The organism is Moraxella bovis (assembly GCF_025985205.1).
Lineage (GTDB): Bacteria > Pseudomonadota > Gammaproteobacteria > Pseudomonadales > Moraxellaceae > Moraxella > Moraxella bovis.
This window is the reverse complement of sequence record NZ_CP087840.1, coordinates 175,239-200,653: the sequence shown is the minus strand read 5'-3', so window position 1 is coordinate 200,653 and position 25,415 is coordinate 175,239. Positions and strand designations below refer to the sequence as shown.

The following is a 25,415-nucleotide window of genomic DNA, read 5'->3' as shown; positions in this document are numbered from 1 at the left end:
ATTCCTTTTAAACAGAGAACCCTTATGAAAGCAAACAAATTTTTTGGTCTGTGTGCCTTAGCGTCAGGCATTGCCCTGGTCGGCTGTGGTGGCGACAAACCTACCCAAACCGACACCAAAACCGACACAACCACCCAAACCACAACGGTAAAAGCTTGCCCTGCTGGCGACCCTAACAAAATCAAAGTGGGCGTGATGAGTGGACCTGAACATAAAGTTGCCGAAGTGGCCGCCAAAGTCGCCCAGGAAAAATACGGTCTGGTGGTAGAATACGTTGAGTTCAACGACTACGCCTTACCCAACACCGCCGTATCCAAGTGCGACCTAGACGCCAACGCCATGCAACACAAGCCCTATCTTGACAAAGACAGCCAAGAGAAAAAGCTGGATAATCTGGTCATCGTAGGCAATACCTTTGTATATCCACTGGCGGGCTATTCTAGGAAAATCAAAAGCATAAGCGAACTTAAAGACGGTGCTATCGTGGCAGTGCCAAACGACCCGTCAAACCTAGCTCGTGCACTCATTTTACTTGAAAAACAAGGGCTTATCAAGCTAAAAGACAACACCAACCTATTCTCAACATCGCTTGACATCGTAGAGAACCCCAAAAAACTTGAAATCAAAGAAGTGGATACATCAGTCGCCGCTCGTGCCTTAGATGACGTGGATTTGGCAGTGGTGAACAACACTTATGCAGGTCAAGTGGGTCTAACCGCTAATGACGGCGTATTTGTTGAAGACAAAGATTCGCCTTATGTGAACATCATCGTTGCCCGTGCCGACAACAAAGACTCGGACGCCATCAAAAACTTCGTTCAAGCCTATCAGTCTGATGAGGTAGAAGCCGAAGCCAAAAACCAATTTAAAGACGGTGTGGTTAAAGGCTGGTAAATAATCAAAAAATAAGGGCGTGATTGCCCTTACTTTTTTACCCTGTTTTTATCAATCAAAAGCCCTTGAATATACAAGGGCTTTTGTTTAAGCGATGTTATTCAGAAGTTACCCGATACATCTCTTGGATACTGGTCGTGCCTTGCAAGACTTTCATGATACCCGAGCGTCTCAAATCACGAAAGCCGTGTTTCATCGCTTCGTCTTTGATTTGAATGGCATTACCGTCTTCCATGATAATCCGAGCGATACTTGGGTAGATTTTCATGACTTCATAGATACCCACACGCCCCTTGTAGCCTTCACGACACTCAGAACAGCCCACAGGCTCATAGATGACGTTATCAGGATTGGCAAGATCTTCTTCGGTAAAGCCCATTTCTAGCAGGCTCTGCTTAGGTACGTTGGTCGGCTTTTTGCAGTTTTTGCACAAACGGCGAGCCAGACGCTGGGCAATCACTAGGTTTACCGATGTGGCAATGTTAAACGATGCCACGCCCATATTACGCAGACGAGTTAGGGTCTCAGGAGCGGAGTTGGTGTGCAGGGTGGATAATACCATGTGTCCCGTTTGGGCGGCTTTAATGGCAATCTCGGCAGTCTCCAAATCACGAATCTCACCGACCATGACGATGTCAGGGTCTTGACGTAGGAATGCTTTTAGGGCGGAGGCGAACGTGAGACCCACTTTGGGGTTGACGTTTACTTGGTTAATCCCTTCTAAGTTAATTTCCACAGGGTCTTCGGCGGTAGAGATGTTGGTCTCGGGCGTATTTAGGATGTTAAGACCAGTATAGAGCGAGACCGTTTTACCCGAACCTGTCGGACCTGTGATAAGTAGCATGCCTTGAGGTTTATCAAGAGCTTCTAAGAACAGCTCTTTTTGGTCAGGCTCATAGCCGAGTGCATCAATACCAAGCATCGCTGATGACGGGTCAAGAATACGCAGTACGAGCTTTTCGCCAAAGAGCGTAGGGCAGGAGTTCACACGAAAGTCAATGGCTTTTGTTTTGGAGATTTTTAGCTTAATACGACCATCCTGGGGAGCTCGGCGTTCGGATATGTCCATTTGCGACATGACTTTAAGACGAGCGGCGATTTTACCTGCCAGTTGTACTGGTGGGCGATTAATGATTTGCAAAACCCCATCCACACGAAAACGCACACGGTAAGACTTCTCATACGGCTCAAAGTGCAAATCCGATGCTCCCATACGAATGGCATCAAGGAGCATTTTATTAACGAACTTGACCACAGGGGCATCTTCACCACCGCCTGAATTGACGTCAGCACCTTCATCATCTTCATCACCTGACCCACCATCAAAGTCCCCTGACAGGTCAACATCGCCTAGGTTGCCCAGTCCGCCACCGCCTGAGTAGACATTCTCAATCATCTTTTTGAGCTTGTCTTCTTCGACAACGATGGTCTCAACAGTCAGCTTGGCGTTAAAGGAGATGGCATCAATGGCATCTAGACGGGTGGGGTCGGACAAACCCACAAAAAGTTTATTACCCCGTTTAAAGAGTGGCAATGCCCCATACTGATTAATGATTTTCTCATCAACCAGCTCTTTATTGACCGCATCAGGAGACAGTGCATTTAGGTCAAATAATGGGTCGCCAAATTCATGAGCAAGCAGACTGGCAATCTTATTTGCAGGGGCAACTTTGTTTTCTACCAAATATGGCACAATCGCCATGCTTTGCTGCTGGGCTTCGGTCAGAGCCTTGGTCATGGCATCAGGGGCAACCAAGCCATTTGACACCAAAATGTGTGCCAAACCACCAAAATTCGGAGCGGACATAATATTTTCCTAAATCATTTGCCAATGTTTATTAAAATCAAATGAGCGACAAATTTTAAAAGAAATGTGTCATCAGATAAAAATTGGCGTGAAAATTGCATATATTTTTGCTTATTTTACTCCAAAAATACAAAATTTGCTGTGCTTTTGCCATAAAATTTTACTCAAAGGGCAAAGTTTTAGGATTATCGGAAAAACACCGCCAATAATACCGCCCATCATTTGTGTGCTGGTTTTTTGGGGAATGTTTGCTATAATATGCTGTTAGGTTAAAATTACAATAGAGCCAAAGGAAATCCCATGAGTCAAAAATACGTCATCGGCAACTGGAAGTTAAACCCTGCCGCCGTATCAGACGCGGCCGCCCTTGCCACAAGCCTGCCTGCCAATGATGGCTGTACTGTGGGCGTGGTGCCGAGCCTTGTGCATTTATCAGCTGTCAAATCAGCTTTGGCGGACGGCATCCTGCTCGGCGTGCAAGACATCGCCCATAAGACGGCTAAGACAGGGGCATTTACAGGCGATGTATCGGCTTGCCAAGTGGCGGATATTGGGGCGACTTTTACCCTTGTGGGACACTCCGAACGCCGTCAATATCATGGCGAGACCGATAAGATTTTATCCGCCAAAATCGCCCACGCTTTTGCTCACGGTTTATCGGTCATCTACTGCATTGGCGAGACCAAAGATGAGTATGAGCGTGGCGAGACGTTTGGGATTTTAAAAAACCAATTAGCCATTTTAAAGGCGTTTGTAAATCAAGCAGATGACGATGCTGCCAAACTTATCATCGCTTATGAGCCTGTTTGGGCAATTGGCACGGGGCTTACCCCAACCTTTGATGAAATTGAAAAAACACACCGCTTTATCAAAGACGAATTAGCTACATTTGGTATGACCACCCCCATTTTATATGGCGGTAGCGTGAACGACAAAAACGCCCCCAACTTTGCCAAATCAGATGTCATCGATGGGGCATTGGTCGGTGGAGCTTCCTTGAAAACCGACAGCTTTACCGCCATTATCCACGCATTTAGCCAATCAAAATAACGAGAACACCATGTTTACATTTATCTTAGCCATTCATATCATTGTCGCCATTGCCTTATCAGGTCTCATACTCATTCAGCACGGCAAAGGGGCGGATGCTGGGGCAAGTTTTGGCTCTGGAGCGGCAGGCACGGTGTTTGGGGCGGCAGGTTCGGCAAACTTTCTAACTCGCACCACCGCCATCCTTGCCACCATATTTTTCTGCACAAGCTTGGCACTGGGCTATCATGCCCAACAAGAAGCCCGTGACCAACTACGCCTAGATGTGCCTGTGGCTGATGCGTCCACGCCTACCAAAACACCGTGATTTGATGATGGGCAGGGGTCGGGTTTTGCCAAGCTCTTATCACAATGAATACTTCTCAATTTAACATCCGTGTCTTAATGGCAAGTCATTTAGACACGGATTTTTCGGCAAAATCAACAATACTTTTGGTTTCCCTCCCTTTTTCCTGTTCCGCTCTAGCCTAGCGACACACCAGCCCTACCGCCTTATCGGCATAGTCCAATTTTTGCCAATTAAGACGGCTAAAATCCCGATTTATCACATAACTTTGCACGCCTTTTTGACAGTCAAATAACACGTCCAATTTTTGGGCAGGCAAGCGTCTTTCAAAAAAATACACCTGAGCTTGTTTGGTTGTTTCATCAAGGCTGACAACATTGGCGGTATCTAGCACCACAAATTGAAACACTTGGGGCTTAACGTACGACCACGGACGAAACCACGTTGTCTTTGGCACGCTTGCCACCACCACGCTTCCATCGGGCAGTTTGGCACTGGTATCGCCAAACCATCGGTATTCGCTGTACACCTGATAACTCATCATACCAAGCCCTGCCATGATGGGAATGAACCATTTTGGCGTTTTTTTATAAAAAATCTTAATCGGCATGGCAAGCCCTGCAAATAAAAAGCCTGCAAATATCATTGCCGTAATGTCCCAAAACATCATGTTTTTCCCTTAAAATATATTTTAAAAAAATAGAGTTATACACAGTGTCTAAACTCAACATTATCGTATTAAACAACACCCAAATTTTTATCATTATAAATCAAATCCATATAAAAAACTGCCTAAAACCGAGATTTTAAGCAGTTTTTGGTAAGAGCCGATTAGTGGTCAACAGCAGCACCCGCTCCTTTTGGATAACGCACGCTTTCAACCAAGTCTTGAATCTCTTGTGATGGCGGTGCGGTCATGTACGATACCGCAAAGGCAACCACAAAGTTAATCAACGCTCCGATTGGACCAAAGCCTAGTGGGCTAATCCCCATAATCCAACCTGATGCGTCATCGGCAAGCATATTAGTACCAGGGATAAAGAACCAGCCTTTGAATAGGAAAATGTACACGCACGTTACGATAAGACCTGCCAGCATACCTGCCACCGCTCCTTTGTCGTTGATGCGTTTTGAGAAAATACCCATCATGAGTGCAGGGAACAAGGACGAGCCTGCAATACCAAAGGCAAGGGCAACCGTCTGGGCGGCAAACCCAGGGGGATTCATGCCAAGCCATGTTGCAATCGCAATCGCCACAATCATCGAGACGCGAGCGACATTGAGCTCACCTTTATCGCTAATATCAGGCTTGATAACCATCTTGATAAGGTCGTGCGAGATGGCAGACGAGATGGCAAGCAGTAGACCTGCGGCGGTAGATAGAGCAGCAGCGATACCCCCTGCGGCAATCAGACCGATAACCCATGGTGGCAAGTTGGCAATCTCAGGGTTGGCAAGTACCATGATGTCGTTGTTTACATCAAGTTCATTGCCTTTTAAGCCTTTTGATTCGGCGGCAGCAAGGAAAGCTTCGTCTTTTGACTTGTCGTTATAGTAGTCAATTTTGCCATCATTATTTTTGTCTTCAAATTTTAAAAGACCTGTTTGTTCCCAGTTTTTCATCCACTCAGGGCGAGCTTCGTACTCAATGGGGGCAGACTGCGTGCCGTTTGGATATACAGTATCCACCAAATTCATGCGAGACATCGTACCCACGGCAGGGGCAGCGGTGTATAGCAAGGCGATAAATACCAGCGTCCAACCTGCTGATGAGCGAGCGTCCGAGACTTTATTTACCGTAAAAAAGCGGATAATAACGTGGGGCAAACCTGCCGTACCGATCATAAGCGATAAAGTCAATAAGAACATATTGAGCTTATCAGGCACATCGGCAGTATAAGCGGCAAAGCCTAGGTCGGTAATCAGTCCATCGAGCTTGGCAAGCATGGTTTCACCACCTTCTACCGTGCCAAACATACCAAGAGCAGGAATAGGATTGCCTGTTAGGTTTAGCGAGATAAAAATCGCAGGAACGATATAAGCAATCATCAAAACGACATATTGAGCCACCTGCGTGTAGGTAATGCCTTTCATACCGCCAAGTACCGCATAAAACAGCACGACAATGGCAGCGATGATAAGCCCTGTGTTTTTATCCACTTCCAAAAAGCGAGAGAACGCCACGCCTGCTCCTGTCATCTGTCCGATGACATAAGTGGTACATGCTAGGATAAGGCAGACCACCGCAATCAAGCGAGCAGGTTTTGAGTAAAAACGGTCGCCAATAAAGTCAGGCACGGTAAATTTACCAAATTTACGCAAATAGGGAGCAAGTAGCAAAGCAAGCAGTACAAATCCACCCGTCCAGCCCATCAGATAAGCAGACGCTACATAACCGCCCATCGCAATCATGCCCGCCATCGAGATAAAGGACGCGGCACTCATCCAGTCGGCTCCTGTCGCCATGCCGTTTACGACAGGGTGAACACCGCCACCTGCGACATAAAATTCCTTGGTGGAGCCTGCTCTTGCCCAAATGGCAATCCCAAAATACAGGGCAAAGGACAGCCCCACAAAAATCAAGTTAATGGCAAATTGACTCATCCTTAGTCCTCCTCAACGCCATATTGTTTGTCCAATTTATTCATTCGCCATGCATAAAAGAAAATCAAGGCAACAAAGGTCAAAATTGCCCCCTGCTGCCCAAACCACAGCCCCAAATCCGTTCCCATAAAGCTAATACCCATCAAGGCGGGGCGAAGTAAGATGGCAAAACCGAGCGAGACGACCGCCCAAACGACCAAACAGCCGATGATGATACGCACGTTGGCACGCCAATAGCCTTGGGCATCTGCTGGGGCATTGGGTGACGGGGTGTTTGTTGGGGTGTGAGTGGTGTTTGAAGTTTCTGACATTGCTTTCTCCAAAGTTGGTAAAAAAGCAAAGAAAGCAGATTTTGATGGGTTTTCTCCCTTGAATAATTCATTGCTTCCTTGCAAATTACAGGTGTTTCTTACACCTTGATTTAGAATAGCACAACTGTGAGCAATTGCAATAGTCTATACAAAATTTTTTTGTTAATAAAAAGAATGGTTATCATCAAACCCTGCGATACCTAAGAGCCAAATACATCATCGCTACGTTGATGGCATCATTTAGGGCATCATGGCGTGGCAGGTCGGGAATGCCTAGGGCGTTTATCATCGTTGCCATTTTTAGGTCAATTTCGGCGTCATAATATTTATGGCGAGTTTCTTGGGCGTGGTAAATCCTTGATATTTCTATTTGTTTTTGGGGTAGGGTTATCCCTGCCATTGGTTTTAAAAATTTATTGACCATCGCCACGTCATATTCCAAAAAATAACCCACAAGCGGTCGCCCACCGACAAAGTCCAAAAACTGCCGTATTGCCGTTTCGGTGTCCAAGCCATCCTTTAAATCTTTGGGGCGTAGTCCGTGTATCGTTACATTAGTGGCACTCATGATGCCTTCGGGTTTAACTAGCACATAAAAGCTCTCGTCTGTCAAAATGCGATTGCCCCGAATCTTAACCGCTCCGATAGAGATGATATGGGCTTCTTTGACGTTAAGGCTTGTGGTCTCACAGTCAAAGCTAACCAGTTCATCAAGGTGCGGTTCATATAAGGGCAGATAAGGGGAGCCTGCAGGTAGGCGGTGCTTTGCCCAAGCGTGCTTTAGGGTGTGGAACATGGATTTTCCTTATGATGAATGTCTTCCTTGTTAAATGATGTCGTAAAATGGCATGTATCAAAATACAGGGGCTTGCCCTATTCTCAACTTTGTATCAGTGATGGATTTATCAAGGGCGAATTGCAATTCGCCCCCACATTGGCAAATTTTAAAAGCCCAACTTAATACCCCAAACTATTTAACGCCCGTTCATCATCGCTCCACCCTTTTTTGACTTTGACCCACAAGGTGAGCATGATTTTTTTGTCAAACAGCTTTTCCATGTCTTGACGGGCTTCTATGCCGACTTGTTTAATGCGTGAGCCTTTGTCGCCGATGACAATGGTTTTTTGCCCTGCCCGCTCCACAAAAATGGTCGCATCAATAAACGTTACCGCACGTCGCCATTTGCCCGTCTCAGGGTCTTTGTGAGCAGGCTCGTCTTTAAAGGTGTCAATTTGCACGGTCAAATCGTACGGCACTTCATCGCCAGACGCTCGCATGATTTTTTCACGGATAATCTCGCTCGCCAAAAACCGCTCACTGCGGTCGGTAATCTGCTCGGGGTCAAAAATGGGCGGACGGGTCGGCAAAAAGCCTGCAATCACGTCCATAAGCCTATCTAAGTTATGCCCGCGCAAGGCGGACACAGGCACAATGTCGGCAAAATCAAAACTTTCTTGGTATTCGCCGATGAGTGGCAAAAGTTTGGATTTATCTTTAATGGTGTCAGCTTTGTTGATGACAAGCACCACAGGCAGATTGGTCGCTGACAACTTTTCAAGGGTCAAAAGGTCGTCCTCTCGCCACTGGACACTGTCCACCACAAACAACACCAAATCCACATCTGATAAGGCGGACACGGCGGTTTTGTTCATACGCTCGTTGATTACCTTAACTTCTTTAGTGTGAATACCAGGAGTATCGACAAACACCATTTGGCAAGTGTCGTTGGTCAAAATGCCATGAATGCGATGGCGTGTGGTCTGTGGTTTACGACTGGTAATGGATAATTTTTGACCAAGCAAATGGTTCATGAGCGTGGATTTACCCACGTTGGGGCGACCGACAATCGCCACAAAACCTGCTTTAAAGTCATCAGAAACCACAGACGTGGGATTGTCATTAAAAAAGGCGGAAATGGTATTTTCATTATTGGTCTGGTTTTGGTCGTGTGCGTTTGTCATGGTTTTCCTAAATTCTCAAAATAAGGGCAATGTTGTCATTATATAACGACAACACAGGCGGGGCAAATGGTATTTGTAAATGTCGGTTGGTTTGGGAATTTAAAATGTGGATGATTAAAAATGGGTGATGATTGGTGTTATTTTTTGAGATTGTGGATTTGTAGGGGCAAATTACATTTGCTCTATATAAAAGCACTAATTTTTGGGCGAATGAATTGCCCCTACCTATTCAATTTTTAAAATATGCTTTATAACGCCTTAGGCTTTTCTAATTTATTGAGCTGATTTATCATTCGCTCGGCACATTTTTGCTCGGCAATACGTCTGCTCTCGCCCGTCTCGGTAATGGGCGTGCAGTCCGCCACAGCCACAGTACATGCCACCACAAAGGTTTGATTGGGGGCGTTGCCAATGGTATCCATAAGTGTATAAGTCGGCAGGGGCAGTTTGTTGCCTTGAAGCCATTCTTGCAGGCGGGATTTGGCATCTTTTAGCACTTTTTCTTCGCCCATCTCACCAATCAAGGTCTCATACCAGCATTTAACCAAGCCTTTCACCCGTTCAATGTCGCCACTGTCCAGATAGACAGATGCTAAAATCGCCTCCACCGCATCAGCCAAAATACTGGCACGGTGTCGCCCACCGCCTTTACGCTCGCCCACGCCCAGTATCAGATGAGATGACAGCTCCAATTTTTCGGCAATTTGCACAAGGGTCTCTTGGCGTACCAATGTAGCACGCATACGGGTCAGCTTGCCCTCATCATGACGGGGAAAAAAGGTAAACAACGCCTCGGCAATCACCGCTCCCAAAAGAGCATCGCCCAAAAACTCCAACCGCTCATAGCTCATCTTAGGGTCATACGAGCGGTGTGTTAGGGCGCGCTTTAACAGATTGGGGTCGTTAAAGGTGTAGCCCAATTTTGAACAAAGAACAGGGTAGCCCTGCTCAAAGCTGGTAAAGTGTGTCGGCAATGTGGTGTGTTTAGACATAACTCTTACTTAGCATCGGCTGCGGTAATCTCTTTTTCAAAGCGATTGACAATAAAGGTCTCGCCATAGAAATTACTTTCTACTTCGTATTGGCTTTTGACCGCCAACGCTCCAGGGGTTTTGTTGGTAAAGATAATCATTTCTTCTGGCTTGGTATTATAGTTGGCATTGATAGACAACTGCTGAGATAAGCTCTGCATGAACTGACGCTCGTTTTGCTTGGCATCATTGGCTTTTTTAAGCTCGCCTGCCACCAATTTGGTGAATTGATAATCACCAATATAAGCAGGAATAATCCCAAGTCCCAGCTTGATGATGATACCTGCCATCGCCAAACCGACAATAATCGTGGTAACGCTCGCCCCACGTTGGTCGGTTAATGAAGTTAGTTGTTGCATATCGCACCTGTTAAGTTTATGTTAAGCGATTAATCAATCGCTCCTGCTCGCCCAAAGCTGGGTAGATTAAGCCCAGGCTCTTTGTGCATCCAAATATAAGTTGCTCTGCCTGCCAAATGACTCTCTGGCACAAAGCCCCAAAACCGCCCGTCTGCACTGCGGTCTCTGTTATCACCCATAACAAAGTAGTGTCCATCTGGCACGGTAATCTGCCATGCTGTGCCACCTGATGTGGCAGTTTGCGGTGAGTTTTTTAATAAGAATGGAGCAATGGACGCACTATTTAAATCGCCCAAATAACGCACCGTATAGTCGTGCTCACCCAATGTTTCACGATAATAGTGAGCGTGCTTTTCTTCTTCCATGCCATATCTGGCACGCTCTTCATCGGACAGGCGATGATTCTCAATCACAGCCGGCATCAGCTTGGCATTAAGCTTATCTGCCATTTGGTAATCCACGGGTGTTGTATTTACCGCTTGTCCATTGATGGATAGCACGCCATTACTAAATGCCACCGTGTCCCCTGGCAGACCTATCATGCGTTTGATGTAGTAGCGCTTGGGATTTTTAGGATAGCGAAACACCACCACATCGCCATGCTTGGGATTGCCTGTATTTAAAATCTTGGTGTGCGTAATCGGCAATCTTAGCCCATAGGAGGATTTATTGACAATGATAAAATCGCCCGTGTATAGGCTTGGCACCATCGAGCTTGATGGGATATTAAAAGGCTCAACCACAAACGAACGCACCAACACGATGATGAGCAAGATGGGCAGGTACTCATACGCCCACTGCACCAATTTTGGCTCAACCGCCGGTTCGCCCACGTTCATCCCTGCCTGCTTTTGTGCCTCGGCTAGAGTGCGTCGGGCTTCATTATAGACAAGCGACTGATTTTTGAGCATCTCTGGCGTATGTTCATTGCCGATGAACTCAGCCGGTGCCTCATCATGTCCAAAACGCACGAGTGTCGCTTTAAACTCTTTTTCCACTTGCTCCAAATGAGTCTGAGCATGTAAGATGAGCTTGGTTTGTTTGGCGACCAATTTATGCTGTTTTAACACAAATTTATCCGCCAAATACGCCACCAGTAGCACCAGCGTAACAGGCACCAAGATTAAATTAATGTCAAATTCCACAAGCCACCTTTGTCATAAATATCTGCAAGTTTTATACCAATTTAGAAAGCCTTAGCCGTCCACTTTTAGCACCGCCAAAAACGCTTCTTGGGGGATTTCTACACTGCCCACCTGTTTCATGCGTTTTTTACCTGCTTTTTGTTTTTCTAAGAGTTTTTTCTTACGGCTCACGTCCCCGCCATAACATTTTGCCAAAACGTCTTTACGCATGGCTTTGACGGTGGAGCGAGCAATAATCTGCGAACCAATCGCCGCTTGAATGGCGACATCAAACATCTGTCTTGGAATCAGCTCTTTCATTTTTTCAACCAGCTGATTACCACGACGGCGAGCGTGTTCTTGGTGGCAAATCATCGCAAGGGCGTCCACTTTTTCGCCATTGATAAGTACGTCCACACGAGCCAATTTATCCGCTTGATAACGCTCAAAGCCATAATCTAAGGATGCAAAACCACGAGATGCCGATTTTAATTTATCAAAAAAGTCCATGACCACCTCGCCCATCGGAATATCAAAGACGACTTGCACTTGGCGAGCCATAAACTTCATGTCCACCTGCACGCCACGACGTTCAATGGCAAGCGTGATGACGTTGCCCAGATATTCTTGTGGCACCAAAATATTACAGCGGGCAATCGGCTCACGAAACTCTTGGATTACGCCTGTATCGGGGAGCTTGGACGGGTTATCCACATAGACAATCTCGCCATTTTTTTTGACGACTTCATAAATCACGGAAGGGGCAGTCGTAATCAAATCAAGGTCGTATTCACGCTCCAAACGCTCTTGGATAATCTCCATATGGAGCATGCCCAAAAAGCCACAACGAAAACCAAAGCCCAACGCCTCGGACGTATCAGGCTCAAAAAATAAAGCAGAGTCGTTGATTTGTAGCTTTTGCAAGGCTTCACGGAATTTTTCAAAATCAGACGAATCAATGGGAAACATACCTGCATACACTTGCGGAGTTACTTTTTTAAAGCCAGCAATGCTATCTACCTCAGGCGTTTTGGCAAGGGTAATGGTGTCGCCCACAGGAGCCCCTGCAATGTCCTTAATCCCTGCAATGATAAAGCCCACCTCGCCTGCTTGTAGGATATTTGTCTCCAAGCGTTTTGGGGTGAACACGCCAATGGAAGTTACCAAATGGCTCTCGCCTGTGGATTTGATAAAAATCTTATCGCCTGTTTTGACCTGCCCTTCACGCACACGCACCAAAGACACCACGCCCAGATAATTATCAAACCATGAGTCAATAATCAAGGCTTGCAAGGGGGCATCTCGGTCGCCTTGTGGGGCAGGGATTTTCTCCACTAAGGCTTGTAGCAATTCATCAATGCCCACGCCTGTTTTGGCGGATACTCGTGGAGCGTCCACCGCCTCAATGCCGATGATGTCCTCAATCTCCTCGATGACACGCTCAGGCTCAACCTGTGGCAGGTCAATTTTGTTTAAAACAGGTAAAACTTCTAAATCCTGCTCAATGGCGGTGTAGCAGTTTGCCACGCTTTGGGCTTCTACGCCTTGGGCTGCATCCACGACAAGTAAAGCCCCTTCACAAGCAGCGAGCGAACGAGATACTTCATAAGAAAAATCCACGTGTCCTGGGGTGTCGATAAAATTTAACTGATATTTTTCGCCACTTGGGTGATTGTAATATAGCGTTACCGACTGAGCCTTGATGGTAATGCCACGCTCACGCTCAATATCCATGCTGTCAAGCACCTGAGCCTGCATTTCACGGTCAGACAGACCGCCACACACCTGAATAAAACGGTCGGCAAGGGTGGATTTGCCGTGGTCGATGTGGGCAATGATAGAAAAATTACGGATATGAGAAAGTGCGGTCATGATGTCTATAAAATTTAAATGATAACAGGATATTGTAGCAGTTTTTTAAAAAAATGCCTATAAAAATTCATCACGGCGTGATAAATGATAAATATGGTGGTTATGAAAAGGGGTTGGGCTTATTTGGTTGTTATCGCATCCTGTGCCAAACTTCGATAAAAGCCCGACAGCTCCCACGGGGCTTTGCCATAAAATGAGCCGTTCAACTGCGTCTGCTCGATGAGATATTCCCTAAATTTTAGATAAAAATCACGGTCAGGGGCGGTCGGATTTGCCCAAAACTCAGCCAAAGGCTTTTGGTCGGTCAGTCCCGCCACATCATACAAGGCACGCCCCATGATTTTGGTGGGTTTTTGATGATATACTGATTGCAAAGCGGTGGTGCTGTTTACCGTAATCATGCCAATGCTTGCCTTCATCAGGCTCGGCAAGTGCATGTCACAGCCATAAAACACCCTGCCCTGCACCCCAAGCTCATCACCGAGCTTGGCAATCATGCGAGTGTAGTCACGATGTCCACGGTCTAAGGGGTGATGTTTAAACAGCAGGCTCGTGCCACTGGGGGCATGCTTGGCAAAACTTATCATGACTTCGCTAATAAAATCACGCACGTCCTGATAGTCGCTGTGATGGCTGATTTGTGAGTCGTTATGCACCTGCAAACTAACGAGATAGAAGTTTTTTTGCCCAACCAGTCGCTCTTGCAAACGCTTGTCCGAATGATAACGGGTAAACTTACGCACAGGGGCTTTGACCCACGCCCACGCTTCCGCCCATAGGGACAAGCCCCGATAATGCTCATAATGCGGATATCGCCACTGCCCTACAAACACCGCCACATAATACACCATGCTCGCCACACACAGCCGATAAAAACGGTTGTCGGTAAATTCTGGCTTGTCATTTGCCCGTTGCAGGGTATCAATGAGCGTTGAGTCCAGTCGTGAATAGCCGTTAATGCCATGCTCTTCTAGGGTGATATAATCAGGTCGCAGATAACCCTCTTCAAAGACAAAAAAGGCAACCCCCAGACGCTTGCACACCTGTCGTGCAATCTCATGATAAGGGCGACAGTCGTTAAAACAAACCACCGCTTTTAGCTGTTTGTCATCAATGAGTTTGGTTAAAAATTCATCAAACTCACTTTGACGCCCCCGAAAATTACTCATCTTGTCCTTATGGCAATAAAAAAGAGCATCGCCTGCATTAAAATTAACCTTATGCACTCGCTTGTCCTCACTCATCAAAAATGTGGCAAAACGACAAAAAAACGTCCCCATTTTGCCTTGCAGTAGCAAAATGTCATCATGAGATAGCAGACGTTTTAAGGTTAAAGACATAGACAATCAAAAAAGTAAAAAGATGATAAAAACTAACAAATGAAAATAAAAACTGATTAAAATACAAACAGTTGGCTGACGTATTGTATCATAGTTTTTATACAATTTTTTACCGTATGATGATTTTTCGTAATTGCATGGCGGTGGTTTTGACGTTTTGGGTCAGTCGTTTGGCAAGACTTGGCTTGGCGGTATGAGCTTGATTGTACAAATACTCGATGACTTGCTCAGGCGTGGCAAGTCCTATTCCATGCGGTAGATGATACATGGGATAGCTAATAAGCGTGCCATAGATGAGTCCATCTAGGGTCAAGGCGGGTAGATTGGGGCGGGTACGTCTGTTTAAAGCATTGATTTTGGAGGTATTATCAGACTCAACCACATCATCGGTCAGCCCAAAACCTGCATAAAACGGCAAGCCATAGCACACCACCTTTTTATCTCGCAGCAGGGCTTCAAACCCTGTCAAAGAGCTTATCGTATGCACCACATCGCACACATCTAGGCAGTCGGGCATGGCAACATCGTGGGCAACCATGTCCACCACATGATGATTATCCGCCTTGCCGACCCTTAGCCCTGCTTCCACATCGGGGTGCGGTTTATAAATAATCACATCATCAGGGAAATCGGCTCGCACCCTTGCCAGAAGCTCGCTGTTTTTTTTAATCAAGCTCGTACACGTCTGCACAGACGCATCATCTTCAACCTGTCCCACCACCAGACGAATGGGGCGGTTTGATTTCAAACCGTTGATTTGTTTGATAAAATCATGGTTTTTGGTGGGGAGGTTGTATTTACTGACTCGTTTGGTTAAAAGCAGTTCATGCAAGCCTTTGGCACGCTGTATCTCGTCATCAGTTAGGCAAATGCTGTTTAAAATCTGCTCCAAACGGCTCGGGGCGGTCGCATCAAAATAAATCCCCACATCGTCCATGACCACCGACAACGGGACGATGAGCGTTGCCCCCAAGCCATTTGAACGGATAAAGCCGTCTTCCATGCACCAAATGACAGGATTTGTCATGCCACGTTTGGCAAGCTTGTCTTTTAACAGGCGTTTGGATTTTTGCCCCCATACGACATAATCGGTAGTATTAGATAAAGCGTTAAATACTTTACTGTCGGCACGTTTGGCACGTTTTTCATTGATACCATATGGCAAAAAAAACCACCATTTGGTTTTGGGTTTGACGGTCAAATTTACCTTATCAAACCCCAAAAATCCCCACACAAATGGCACTTTCCAGCGACTAAAATCATAAACAAGCAGTTCGCTACCAAGCCGATTTTGCCAATCACGGCTGGCGATGAGATAGTCCATAACCGTCTCTATGTCGCACGCTCGTCCTGTGGCAGGATTGGCATAATGGCTATACTGCACATAACTGGCATAAAAAAGCTGATTAAGGCTTGCTTGTGTGATGTTTAGCGTTTGATAATGGCAGATAAGGTTTTGATACATAGATGTATTTTTGACAAAATCATCATCGGTCAAGCCAAAGCCAGCATACCAGTTTACGCCAAAATTATGCACTGTTTTGCCAAGCATTAATGCCTCAAAACCCATGTGCGAGCTGACTGTGTAGACCGCACAGGCTTGACGGATAAGGGCAATAGGGTTGCAGGGCGTATCTAAATAGAACGGCGGAGCGATGTCGGTCGGGGTAAAATAGCCCTTGCCAGCAGGGTGCGCCTTTATCCAGATATTAGCATTGGAATACCGCTCTTTGGCGTGGGCGAGCATGGCAAAAAAGCTGTCCGCACTCGCCCCTGCTCCTGTGATAGACGCATCATTTGCCACTTGGTCGATGATGATGATGTGGGGCTTGTCGTTATTTGCCAATGCCGATAAATCAGGGGCGGTGGTGGTTTGGTTGTATTTGGATAATTGGTGCGTGATGATTTTGTTGATTAACCGCTGTGCGTGTCGCTCTTTATCATCACTCCACTGTGCCATACAGTCGGCGATAAGTGCTTGCAAGCGGTTAGGGGTGGTTAGATCAAAATACACGCCCAAATCGTCTTTGATAAAGCTTGCCCCCACGCTGTGTATGCCACTGCCAAGCGAGCGTAAAAAGCCGTCTTCTACTGTGGTGAGTGCTAAGTTATGCGTGTCGGCAAAGGACACCGCCTTGCTACGGCTTGGTTTTTTCCCCCATGCTAGCACGGCTTGGGCAGTTTTGTCTTTATAAACAATGTCCGCCCCAAGTGCCACGCCAAGTAAGGGATTATTTTTAATAATCCCTTTGGTGGCACAAGACAAACGCACCATCAGAGTTTGACAATCACGCCTGTCGCCACGGCAAGCTGATAGATAACCTGTGCAATGCCACGAGCGACTTCCACTTTGCGAGTTTTGACTTTTGGCAAGACCATAATCTCATCGCCCTCTTGAATGCGATAGGCGGTATTAACGACACTGGTTTCGCCGTTTTGATGCATGACCAAAATCTCTTCGCTGTCGGCATTGTCATCAAATCCGCCTGACTTGGCGATGTAATCGCCCAACGTCAAATCGGCATTAAAGGTCAATGCCCCCTGGTTACGCACTTGACCATTTACGGTGATGACAGATGTTTGGGCAGGGATATGAATGATGTCGCCCTGCTCCAAGATGATGTCCTGCCATGAGTTTGGCACGACCACCACACGCCCTGTCGGCTCAATGCGGCGAGCCTTATTGATGAACTGCTCCACCAGTTTGGCATCCTGAGAGCGTAGCTGGGCTTCTTCTCGGGTTGTGGACTGGGTAACCAGTGTCATCTCTTCTAGGCGGTCTAAGGCTCTATTAATAGACGCTTTTTGGCTTGCCTTGACCGACTCACGGTAAATCGTCAAGTTATTGACATTGGCAAGGCTAGACGGTTCAAGCTGTGCAATCACGTCTTTTAATCTTGCCCCATAAGGCAATACCACCGCCCCATTGCCCTTATGAGCCCCCGTGACTTGCACCGCTATCGTCCCTGCATGACGGTCGGAGGTGACCACGAGCGTGTCACCATTTTGGACAGGGATGTTTTGTGCTTCATTTAGAGCATAGTATTCTGCCGTCTTGGCTTTGCCTGAGGCTCGGGTAATGCTGACGTTGGTGGCATCTGGCAGGGGGTTTGCAACAGCGAGCACGTCTGAGATGGTCAAATCATTGACCCCAAACTCAAAGACATATTCATTTTGTACTCGACCTGAGATGGCAAAGGTCTGTTTTTGGGAAGCGACATTAATCACATCCCCATCTCTGAACGAAAATGGCGACAAACGCCCCATGATAAGAAAATCATACAGGTTAATTTGTTGGACAACCTGACCGCCACGCAGGATTTGCACATCAATATAACTGCCACGCTTAGGGTCTACTCCCCCTGCACGGTCTAGGTAGGATAAGACACTATCGGCTGCCAATCCGCCATAGTACCCTGGTTGATTGACAAAGCCCGTGACAAACACTTTGACAGGTTGGGCTTGCTCCAAAGACGCATACACGCCCACATTAGAGCGGTAAATCCGTCCTATCGCCGACTGTACTACACTTTGCAATTGTCCATTTTGCACGCCTGCAATCCGTACCGGCCCGACATTTGGCAAAAAGATATTACCCTGCGGGTCAACGGTCATCGTGGCGGCATACTGATACGCCCCCCACATCCTCACTTGCACGTTGTCGCCGACATTGATGACATAACTGTCATTAAAGGTAGAGCCTGACGTGGTAGAGAACGCCCCACGAAAGAGCTGTTCACCAAAAATACGCACGTCTGTTTTGACATTTTGGATGACGGGACTATTGTTAATGATGGCATTGGTCGGCATGCTTGCCATTGCCACCGCTTCGGCGGTGGTTGCCTCTGACGGCACGCCCGTACCATTGACCACGCCTGCCAGTCTGCCTGTATTATTGTCCGTGGCAAAATTGGTATTGGCAAAGGCGGTATGCGTCAAAACCAAAGCAATGACCAAAGGGGTTTTTATCAATTTTTTCATTATTTTTCCTATGCAATCACTTGGCGTGGTCTTTGATGACCGCCAGTACCAACACGATAAAACCATACAAGATGAGTAGTAGCACAAGCGACGTTCCTAGCACATAGCCCACACGGGGGTATAAGGCATCTTCTGCCCGATGAGGGGAGGTGATGACCACCAAGTTTTTCATCTTACGCATGACTTCTGCCCGAGAACTCTCTAAGGACGTCAAGGCGATTTTATAAAGCTCACTGGCAAACTCCGCCTCTGCTTTTAAGGTTTCAAACTCCACCGTTTTGGCGTTAAGCTTGGCATCTCGTGGGGAGGTAAGTTTGGCTTGTTCATCTTTGATTTGCTTTTCTACCGAACGTATCTGACTACGCAGGCTCACCACTTGCGGAGCTTCTGGATTAAGATAGCTGAGCAGTTGACGCTCTTCGGTACGCAACGAGCTTAACTGTCCTTGTAGGGCACCAATGACTTGATTGACCATTTGGGCATTGACTTGCGGGTCAAAGATTTCATTTTGGTTTTGGTAGTCAATCACCGCCTTTTTGGCGTCATTAAGCTTTTGCTCGGCATCAGCAGCTTGGGCGGAGACAAAGGCAAGCTGTTCATTTGCCACATCTTTTGAGATGTTATTGACAAATTTTTCAGATTCACGCAAGATGGCTTGGTTGAGCTTTAAGGCATATTCTGGCTCAAAGCCCTCTGTTGTTACCGTAAGTACATAACTTAGCTCGTCAAGCGACACCGACACACGTTTTTTAAAGTACTCTCTTAGCTCTTCTTGGGTAGCATCACTTGGGATTTCATTGATAAAGTCCGCCCCATTAACATGATAGGCTTCACGAAACTTAAATTCTGCATCCAGTTTATCTATCATGTCATTAGACAGAATATATTTGGTCAAATATAGAGCATCTTCACGGTTGGTGTTATTAACCCCAAGCAATGATGAGATGCCAGTGGCGGATACGCCCTGCTCGGAGACTTGCTTGATGACCACATCCGATGTACTAACGTAGCGTGGGTGAGCCAATACGAGTGTATAAGCACTGATGGCAATCCACGGCAAAATCACCACCAAGATAAACAAGATGATGACTGAGCGATTACGCTTATTTTTTAGCTTTGTGAACATGTTCGTTATACACCTCAATGGCTTCTTTGGGGTCGTCAAAGACTTTGGCGGTCTGCTCCATCAGCACAATGCCAATATCACAATTTTTCTCGATGTCTTTTAGGTTATGCGACACCATCAAAAATCCTGCCTGCTTACGGCGGGCTTCCAATATCTCTTCGCTACGTTTACGAAACGCCGCATCACCGACCGCACCCACTTCATCTAACATATAATAATCAAAATCAAAGGCAAGAGACAGCCCAAAGGTCAGCCGTGAACGCATGCCCGATGAGTAGCTTTTGACTGGCATGTCGAAGTATTTACCAATATCAGCAAACTCTTCAACAAAGCGAATCTTCTCATCGATATAATCACCACTTGAATACAAACGGCACACAAAACGCACGTTTTGCCTGCCTGTCAGACTGCCCTGAAAGCCCCCTGCCACGCCCACCGGCCAGCTGATGGTACTATCAGTAACCACCTCGCCTTTATCGGGGGTATCTAGCCCACAGATGATGCGTAGCAAGGTTGATTTGCCCGCCCCGTTTCGCCCAAGCAGTCCTACCGACTGCTTATCGGCAATGGTCAAATTCAAATCCTTAAAAAGATAGTGCCGACCGTGTGGGGTCATAAAGGATTTGGTAATGTTTTTAATCTCAATCATCTCTTATCATCATTTGGCACGAATCAAATCACGCTCAAAGGCTTTATACAATAGCAGTCCCAAAAAATTCACACACACCGTCCATTTGGCAAAATACCACATGTCCACATGATAAATCGGATATGTCGGCGACAGCGAGTGCCTTATCATCTCTAAGTTATGCATAAAAGGGTTATACATCAGATAACTTAAATACGGCTCGGGTATCATATGCACCGAATACAGCACCCCTGAGGTAAAATACAGTATCGTAAAGATAATGCTAATAATTTTGCTAACCTCACCACCATAATGCCCCACAATCATGAGTATCATGGCAAGCCCAAAGGCAAAAAAGAACATCATCAGCCAACAAAACAGCACCATATCCAAATGCTCGGTACTAAACCCAATGCCAAAAAAGGCGAGCCCACACAACAAGATGACAAAGGTCATAAAATAAATCACCAGCTCCAAAAACGAGCGAGCGATAATCACATCAATATGCCGTACCGCCCGATACATGAGCAATCCAGCATTGGCAGAGACCGCTCCTAGTGAGCGAGTGGCGATTTTCTGCATCATAAAAAACGGCGTAAACCCTGCCACCAAAAACAGCATATAATCCATGCCAGGCAAGGCACGTTTCATGATAGCTCCAAAGATAATCATCATAATCGCCATTTGCAAAATGACTTCTAAGGGAGCCCACAGATAACCCAAACGATAACTGCCAAAACGGGTTTGTAATTCACGCATGAGTAGGGCATGAAACGCCGCACCCATGACGGCCAGTCCACTGCGTTTTTTTATCGGTCGGTATGGGGGTAGCTCAATGGACATGACAGGTGCCAAATTAGACAAGTTTAAAAGAGATAAAAAATTTTTGACATTGTAGCATAAACCATTAAAAATTACCAAAAAACTGTTTGTTTTGTCAAATAGGTCAAAAAAATAATCAGAAAAAAGACGTGATAAACACGCCTTTTATGCCAATTGATGTAGGGGCGTGCTGAGCACGCCTTATAAAACAGCCCCAACAAAGGGTGTGCTCAGCACGCCCCTACCAAACCCGTGGCAAATATTGGGCTTGTTAGGTTTAAATGAACTTGGGCAAATTACACTTTATCCCTACGCCCCATTATCAGCAATCTGTTTATCAGGCTTCACAATCATTCTTGCCACAACAAGCCCCAATTCAAACAAAATACACATGGGAATGGCAAGCATGAGCATACTTGCCCCATCAGGCGGTGTGATGATTGCCGAGACAAAAAAACAGCCCACGATGATGTATCGGCGTTTGTCGGCGAGCCATTCAGGGGTTACGATACGCATGAGTACCAGCAGCATGGTCGCCACAGGTATCTCAAACATGAGTCCAAACACCAAAAACAGCTTGATGACAAAATCCAAATAACTCTCAATGTCGGTCATCGGCAGGACGTTGTCAGGGGCGAATAAGACGAGAAATTTTAGGGCAGGCACCAGCACCACAAAATACGCAAACGCCATGCCTACATAAAACAGGACAATGGCGGACAGCAAAAGTGGCAGAGCCGCCCGTTTTTCGTGCTTATATAGAGCAGGCGAGACAAAACCCCAAATCTGAGCGATGATAAATGGCACGCAGATGAATAACGCCACAAAAAACGCCAGTTTTATCGGAGCCAAAAAGCCAGACGCCACTTGGGTGGCGATGATACTGGCGTTATGGGGTAGCAGAGCGACAAGCGGACTTGAAATCAAGTCATACAAGGGGCGACTAAAATACATGAGCGGTAAAAACACGACAAGCACCGCCACCGCCATGCGGATAAAACGGGTTCTAAGCTCGGCAAAATGTGCCATGAGTGGCATATCGCCATCTGCGGTCTGTTTATCTAACTCGCTCACACGTCCCCCTGATATAAGAGTTTGTCGGCTTTATAATTGGGCAAAAATGGGGCGGGGGGCAGACGGCGTTTTTTGTCATAATCGCCCAATAAAAAAAAGCGATAAGTTAAAGGTAAGGTGTCGTATTGGGAGGTATTTGCTTGGGGGTTTTCACTGTCTGTGTCAGTGTCTTGAGCGTCTTGCTTGGTGTCTTGAGTTTCTTGCCAATTCTCCAAAATCGCACTTTGGTTGGTGCGTGCCATTTGGTCAGTTTGGCGGATTTTGGCTTGCAGTTCCTGCATTTGGGCTTTCATCTTGGCTTCGGACGCACGAATCTCATCAATCTCCGCTTTTAGGGCGTTTTGTACTTCGGTGAGTTCAAGCTCGCTCACCAGCTCACTTTGTAGGCGTGCCGACATACGGCGAAAATTACCGTACCATTTGCCAAGCGTGCGTGCGGTGATGATGAGTTTTTCAGGGCCTAAGATGATGAGTGCGATGACCCCAAACAGCCCAAGCTCAAATAAGCCCAGATTAAACATAGCCTATCAGACCGTCTCGTCTTTTTTGACCTTAACCTCTTCTACTTTGACGTCTTGGGTGTCATCGGTTTGGGTAAGTTTGGGCTTGTCGTCTTCTTTGACCGCATCTTTAAAGCCTTTGACAGCAGAGCCTAAGTCCTTGCCTGCATTTTTAAGTTTGCTTGTGCCAAACACGATGACCACCACCACCAATAAAATCAGCCAATGTGTGATAGAAAATCCGCCCATGATATTACCCTTTTAAATTTTAAAAAAATTAGTCTAACATAAAATTTTGACAAAATGATGAAATGCTACCCTTTTGTCGTGCGTGCATTTTTCTCATCAATGCCCGACAGCCCAAACCTTCTTGCCAGCTCGGTCAATACATCATCGCCCGACAGCCCTAACTGGTGCAAGGCGACAAGGCTATGAAACCACATGTCCGCCACTTCATAGACCACGTCCGCTTTGGCATGTTCGTCATTGTCGCCTGTGGCACGCACCAGCTGTAATTCTTTGGCGGAGATAATCGCTTCGGTCGTCTCTTCGCCCACTTTTTCTAGGATTTTGTTAAGCCCTTTATGGTATAGACTTGACACATAAGAGCTGTCTTTGTCGGCGGTTTTTCGCTCATCTAAAATACGGTCAAGCTCGCCAATGACTTTACTATTGTCTGGCTTAATCAGCGTCTGAGGTGCGTCCACTTTTACCGTATTACCATAAATTTCGCTAGGGTCTTTAATGACCTTATCCACCGCCACCCAATCAAGGCTCGCCATGTCCAATTTTTCAAAAAAACAGCTCGTCCGCCCCGTGTGGCACGCAATCCCCCCAATCTGCGTGATGATAAGCACAATCACATCCCTGTCGCAATCGGTGCGAATCTCATGAACGATTTGGGTGTGTCCGCTCGTCTCGCCCTTGTGCCACAGCTTGCCACGAGAGCGACTAAAATACACCGCCTGCCCCGTTTGTGCCGTCATCGCCAGAGCTTCACGGTTTTGCCATGCCATCATCAGTATCCGCCCTGTCTTATGGTCTTGGGCAATGGCAGGAATTAGTCCGTCTGCGTTAAAATTTAGGGCATCAAGATAGCTCATCATCGTCTCCTTTTGGGGTATTTTATCATAAATTTATCACAAAATCCGCCAATCATGCTAGGGTACGCCCTAATCAGATTTTGGCAAACCCTGCCTAATAAGTCTTGAAAATTCACGACTTTCCATGTCCGTTTTATTCAAATGCTCGACATAAGGATTGGCGCGTGCCATGGCTCGCCACATATCCACCGTGTAGCTTGTGTCAATCGCCTGCTCATCGTGCAGATATTCTGGCAACAGCCCTGCAAGTAGTGCCCGATAATCCACAGGTATCCGCTCAATCTCCCCCATCATATCAAAAATCAACGTGGTGCAATTACTAATCAGCGTATTATACCAACGGGCTTCGTGGTTGAGACTCTCGCCTTTTTGTAAATAAAGCAAAAACAGCTCACGCACGCTTTCTTTTGGCAAATTAACAGGATAAATGTACATGTCTTCGCCACGCACGTTGGTGCGAGAGTATATCAAATCCTTCTCATCGCCCACGACAAGCCCAAGCTCAAACTGGCGAAAAAATCCCCCAATCGCCGAAAAGCTCTCATGCGACTCTTTACGAATTTCAATAGAAAAGCTTAATTTTTCGCTATTTTTAAAGCCAAAACTTGCCATCATATGTACGATTTTATCCAAGCCCCAATCCGAGATGATAAGCTCAAAAGTTTCTAGCTCTTGTAGGTTATACTGGCGAGTTTCCCAATTTACATCATATTTGTCCTTATCATACCAACGAAAATTACGCACATTGTGCAGGGTAACCATGTCGCCTTGTTTTTCGTATTGAATGATTCTGGCGACTTCATCATGCCAGATGCGGTCGTTTTTTGCGTCCATGCCAAAATACCACCCAAGCCCCACGCCAAAGCAGATAAGATACACCGCCAAATCCGTCCGCCGTCTAAAAATCGCCCGAGTGATAAAAAGCCCGTTAAACTCATTGCCAAACACGCCAAAAATACCATAAAAATTTGCGTACCCACATCGCCAAAGGGCTTATGCACCCATAGTGCCATCAGTAGCCAAAAACTGCTCGCCCCAACAAAGAGCGTAAAGGCAATGGAGATAAGCCATACAAAAGCACGGGTTACAAAAAATCGGGCGATAAACCGCCGAACGGCAGGGGGCAGAGCCTTGATAAGGGCGTTTTTGGGAAGTTGGTCGGTCATAATTTTGGCAGATAAAGGGGCTATTATAAAGAACCTCAAGAATAATTGCACACAAAATCTTGCAATCCACCCAAAAACCCTTTATAATGCACGTCCCACCTTCCGCTATTTATTTTTAAATAAATTGGCAAAAAGGTTCATCGGTTGGTCTGCCAACCTTTAATAAAGAGGCTACTTATGAAAGTAAAACTAAAAACCAAACGTGGTGCGGCAAAGCGTTTTAAAAAAACCGCCAACGGCTTTAAACGCAAACAAGCGTTCAAACGCCACATTTTGACCAAAAAATCTCCTAAGCGTATCCGCCAATTGCGTGGTTGCGTCATGGTTCACGTCGCTGACGTTCCATCAATCCGCCGTATGTGCCCATACATTTAA

At 46.3% G+C, this 25,415-nt stretch carries 26 protein-coding genes; 4 read left to right on the top strand and 22 right to left on the bottom strand.

All coding sequences use genetic code 11. The features are described from left to right. Nucleotides 1–24 precede the first annotated feature (24 nt). Nucleotides 25–894: a MetQ/NlpA family lipoprotein gene (locus LP107_RS00970; protein ID WP_078274626.1), complete on the top strand. Its 870-nt coding sequence runs from the start codon at nt 25–27 to the stop codon at nt 892–894. Between the two features lie 97 nt (nt 895–991). Here LP107_RS00970 and pilB read toward each other — a convergent pair whose 3' ends face one another. Further along, nucleotides 992–2,701 (bottom strand): type IV-A pilus assembly ATPase PilB, encoded by a 1,710-nt coding sequence (pilB, locus tag LP107_RS00965; protein ID WP_078274627.1) that lies wholly within the window; start codon nt 2,699–2,701, stop codon nt 992–994. Between the two features lie 300 nt (nt 2,702–3,001). Between pilB and tpiA the strand changes: the two genes are divergently transcribed. Both tpiA and secG read left to right on the top strand, forming a co-directional pair. After that, nucleotides 3,002–3,751, top strand: coding sequence for a triose-phosphate isomerase (gene tpiA, locus LP107_RS00960; RefSeq protein WP_078274628.1), 750 nt, complete (start codon nt 3,002–3,004; stop codon nt 3,749–3,751). Between the two features lie 10 nt (nt 3,752–3,761). Further along, nucleotides 3,762–4,058, top strand: coding sequence for a preprotein translocase subunit SecG (gene secG, locus LP107_RS00955; RefSeq protein ID WP_078274629.1), 297 nt, complete (start codon nt 3,762–3,764; stop codon nt 4,056–4,058). A 160-nt stretch (nt 4,059–4,218) separates the two neighbouring features. On the opposite strand, the gene LP107_RS00950 is transcribed toward secG, so the two are convergent. The 21 genes from LP107_RS00950 to LP107_RS00850 form a co-directional block, all read right to left on the bottom strand. Next, entirely contained in the window at nt 4,219–4,707 is a 489-nt protein-coding gene (locus LP107_RS00950) for a hypothetical protein (RefSeq protein WP_078274630.1), read from the bottom strand. 161 nt (nt 4,708–4,868) lie between these two features. After that, on the bottom strand, nt 4,869–6,641 hold the full coding sequence (locus tag LP107_RS00945) for a sodium:solute symporter family protein (RefSeq protein ID WP_112741730.1): 1,773 nt from the start codon (nt 6,639–6,641) through the stop codon (nt 4,869–4,871). Nucleotides 6,642–6,643: 2 nt separating this feature from the next. Continuing rightward, complete coding sequence (locus LP107_RS00940) at nt 6,644–6,952, bottom strand: DUF4212 domain-containing protein (protein WP_078274632.1); 309 nt, start codon at nt 6,950–6,952, stop codon at nt 6,644–6,646. A gap of 184 nt (nt 6,953–7,136) precedes the next feature. Further along, entirely contained in the window at nt 7,137–7,748 is a 612-nt protein-coding gene (locus LP107_RS00935) for a 3'-5' exonuclease (protein WP_078274633.1), read from the bottom strand. Between the two features lie 161 nt (nt 7,749–7,909). Next, complete coding sequence (gene era, locus LP107_RS00930) at nt 7,910–8,914, bottom strand: GTPase Era (protein WP_112741729.1); 1,005 nt, start codon at nt 8,912–8,914, stop codon at nt 7,910–7,912. Nucleotides 8,915–9,162: 248 nt separating this feature from the next. Beyond that, the gene (gene rnc / locus LP107_RS00925) at nt 9,163–9,906 is read right to left on the bottom strand and encodes a ribonuclease III (protein ID WP_078274635.1); all 744 of its coding nucleotides are present in this window, start codon (nt 9,904–9,906) and stop codon (nt 9,163–9,165) included. 5 nt (nt 9,907–9,911) lie between these two features. Beyond that, on the bottom strand, nt 9,912–10,304 hold the full coding sequence (locus tag LP107_RS00920; protein ID WP_078274636.1) for a DUF4845 domain-containing protein: 393 nt from the start codon (nt 10,302–10,304) through the stop codon (nt 9,912–9,914). Nucleotides 10,305–10,333: 29 nt separating this feature from the next. Beyond that, complete coding sequence (lepB, locus tag LP107_RS00915) at nt 10,334–11,449, bottom strand: signal peptidase I (RefSeq protein ID WP_078274637.1); 1,116 nt, start codon at nt 11,447–11,449, stop codon at nt 10,334–10,336. Between the two features lie 51 nt (nt 11,450–11,500). Continuing rightward, nucleotides 11,501–13,300, bottom strand: a complete 1,800-nt coding sequence (gene lepA, locus LP107_RS00910; RefSeq protein WP_078274638.1) for a translation elongation factor 4 — start codon at nt 13,298–13,300, stop codon at nt 11,501–11,503. A gap of 119 nt (nt 13,301–13,419) precedes the next feature. Continuing rightward, entirely contained in the window at nt 13,420–14,640 is a 1,221-nt protein-coding gene (locus LP107_RS00905; RefSeq protein ID WP_078274639.1) for a capsule biosynthesis protein, read from the bottom strand. A 109-nt stretch (nt 14,641–14,749) separates the two neighbouring features. Then, on the bottom strand, nt 14,750–16,915 hold the full coding sequence (locus LP107_RS00900; RefSeq protein ID WP_078274640.1) for a capsular polysaccharide biosynthesis protein: 2,166 nt from the start codon (nt 16,913–16,915) through the stop codon (nt 14,750–14,752). After that, on the bottom strand, nt 16,915–18,621 hold the full coding sequence (locus LP107_RS00895; RefSeq protein ID WP_112741727.1) for a polysaccharide biosynthesis/export family protein: 1,707 nt from the start codon (nt 18,619–18,621) through the stop codon (nt 16,915–16,917). Before LP107_RS00895 ends, LP107_RS00900 begins: the two co-directional genes overlap by 1 nt. A gap of 16 nt (nt 18,622–18,637) precedes the next feature. Continuing rightward, nucleotides 18,638–19,747, bottom strand: a complete 1,110-nt coding sequence (locus LP107_RS00890; protein WP_112741726.1) for a KpsE/RkpR family capsule polysaccharide export protein — start codon at nt 19,745–19,747, stop codon at nt 18,638–18,640. Beyond that, the gene (locus LP107_RS00885; protein WP_029102398.1) at nt 19,725–20,396 is read right to left on the bottom strand and encodes an ABC transporter ATP-binding protein; all 672 of its coding nucleotides are present in this window, start codon (nt 20,394–20,396) and stop codon (nt 19,725–19,727) included. The genes LP107_RS00890 and LP107_RS00885 overlap by 23 nt, the downstream gene beginning before the upstream one ends. 9 nt (nt 20,397–20,405) lie before the next feature. Then, the gene (locus LP107_RS00880; RefSeq protein WP_112741725.1) at nt 20,406–21,218 is read right to left on the bottom strand and encodes an ABC transporter permease; all 813 of its coding nucleotides are present in this window, start codon (nt 21,216–21,218) and stop codon (nt 20,406–20,408) included. A gap of 288 nt (nt 21,219–21,506) precedes the next feature. Further along, a complete protein-coding gene (gene tatC / locus LP107_RS00875) occupies nt 21,507–22,235 on the bottom strand; it encodes a twin-arginine translocase subunit TatC (RefSeq protein ID WP_112742773.1) in 729 nt (242 codons plus the stop codon). A gap of 32 nt (nt 22,236–22,267) precedes the next feature. Then, nucleotides 22,268–22,792: a Sec-independent protein translocase subunit TatA/TatB gene (locus LP107_RS00870; RefSeq protein ID WP_264676021.1), complete on the bottom strand. Its 525-nt coding sequence runs from the start codon at nt 22,790–22,792 to the stop codon at nt 22,268–22,270. Nucleotides 22,793–22,798: 6 nt separating this feature from the next. Beyond that, nucleotides 22,799–23,020, bottom strand: a complete 222-nt coding sequence (gene tatA / locus LP107_RS00865) for a Sec-independent protein translocase subunit TatA (RefSeq protein WP_264676022.1) — start codon at nt 23,018–23,020, stop codon at nt 22,799–22,801. A gap of 65 nt (nt 23,021–23,085) precedes the next feature. Then, nucleotides 23,086–23,874 (bottom strand): bifunctional phosphoribosyl-AMP cyclohydrolase/phosphoribosyl-ATP diphosphatase HisIE, encoded by a 789-nt coding sequence (gene hisIE / locus LP107_RS00860; RefSeq protein WP_264676023.1) that lies wholly within the window; start codon nt 23,872–23,874, stop codon nt 23,086–23,088. A 69-nt stretch (nt 23,875–23,943) separates the two neighbouring features. After that, on the bottom strand, nt 23,944–24,636 hold the full coding sequence (locus tag LP107_RS00855; RefSeq protein ID WP_264676348.1) for an Lnb N-terminal periplasmic domain-containing protein: 693 nt from the start codon (nt 24,634–24,636) through the stop codon (nt 23,944–23,946). After that, nucleotides 24,576–25,040: a hypothetical protein gene (locus tag LP107_RS00850; RefSeq protein WP_264676024.1), complete on the bottom strand. Its 465-nt coding sequence runs from the start codon at nt 25,038–25,040 to the stop codon at nt 24,576–24,578. The genes LP107_RS00855 and LP107_RS00850 overlap by 61 nt, the downstream gene beginning before the upstream one ends. Before the next feature lie 177 nt (nt 25,041–25,217). Here LP107_RS00850 and rpmI point away from each other — a divergent pair, with 177 nt between their 5' ends. Beyond that, nucleotides 25,218–25,415: a 50S ribosomal protein L35 gene (gene rpmI, locus LP107_RS00845; protein ID WP_029102391.1), complete on the top strand. Its 198-nt coding sequence runs from the start codon at nt 25,218–25,220 to the stop codon at nt 25,413–25,415.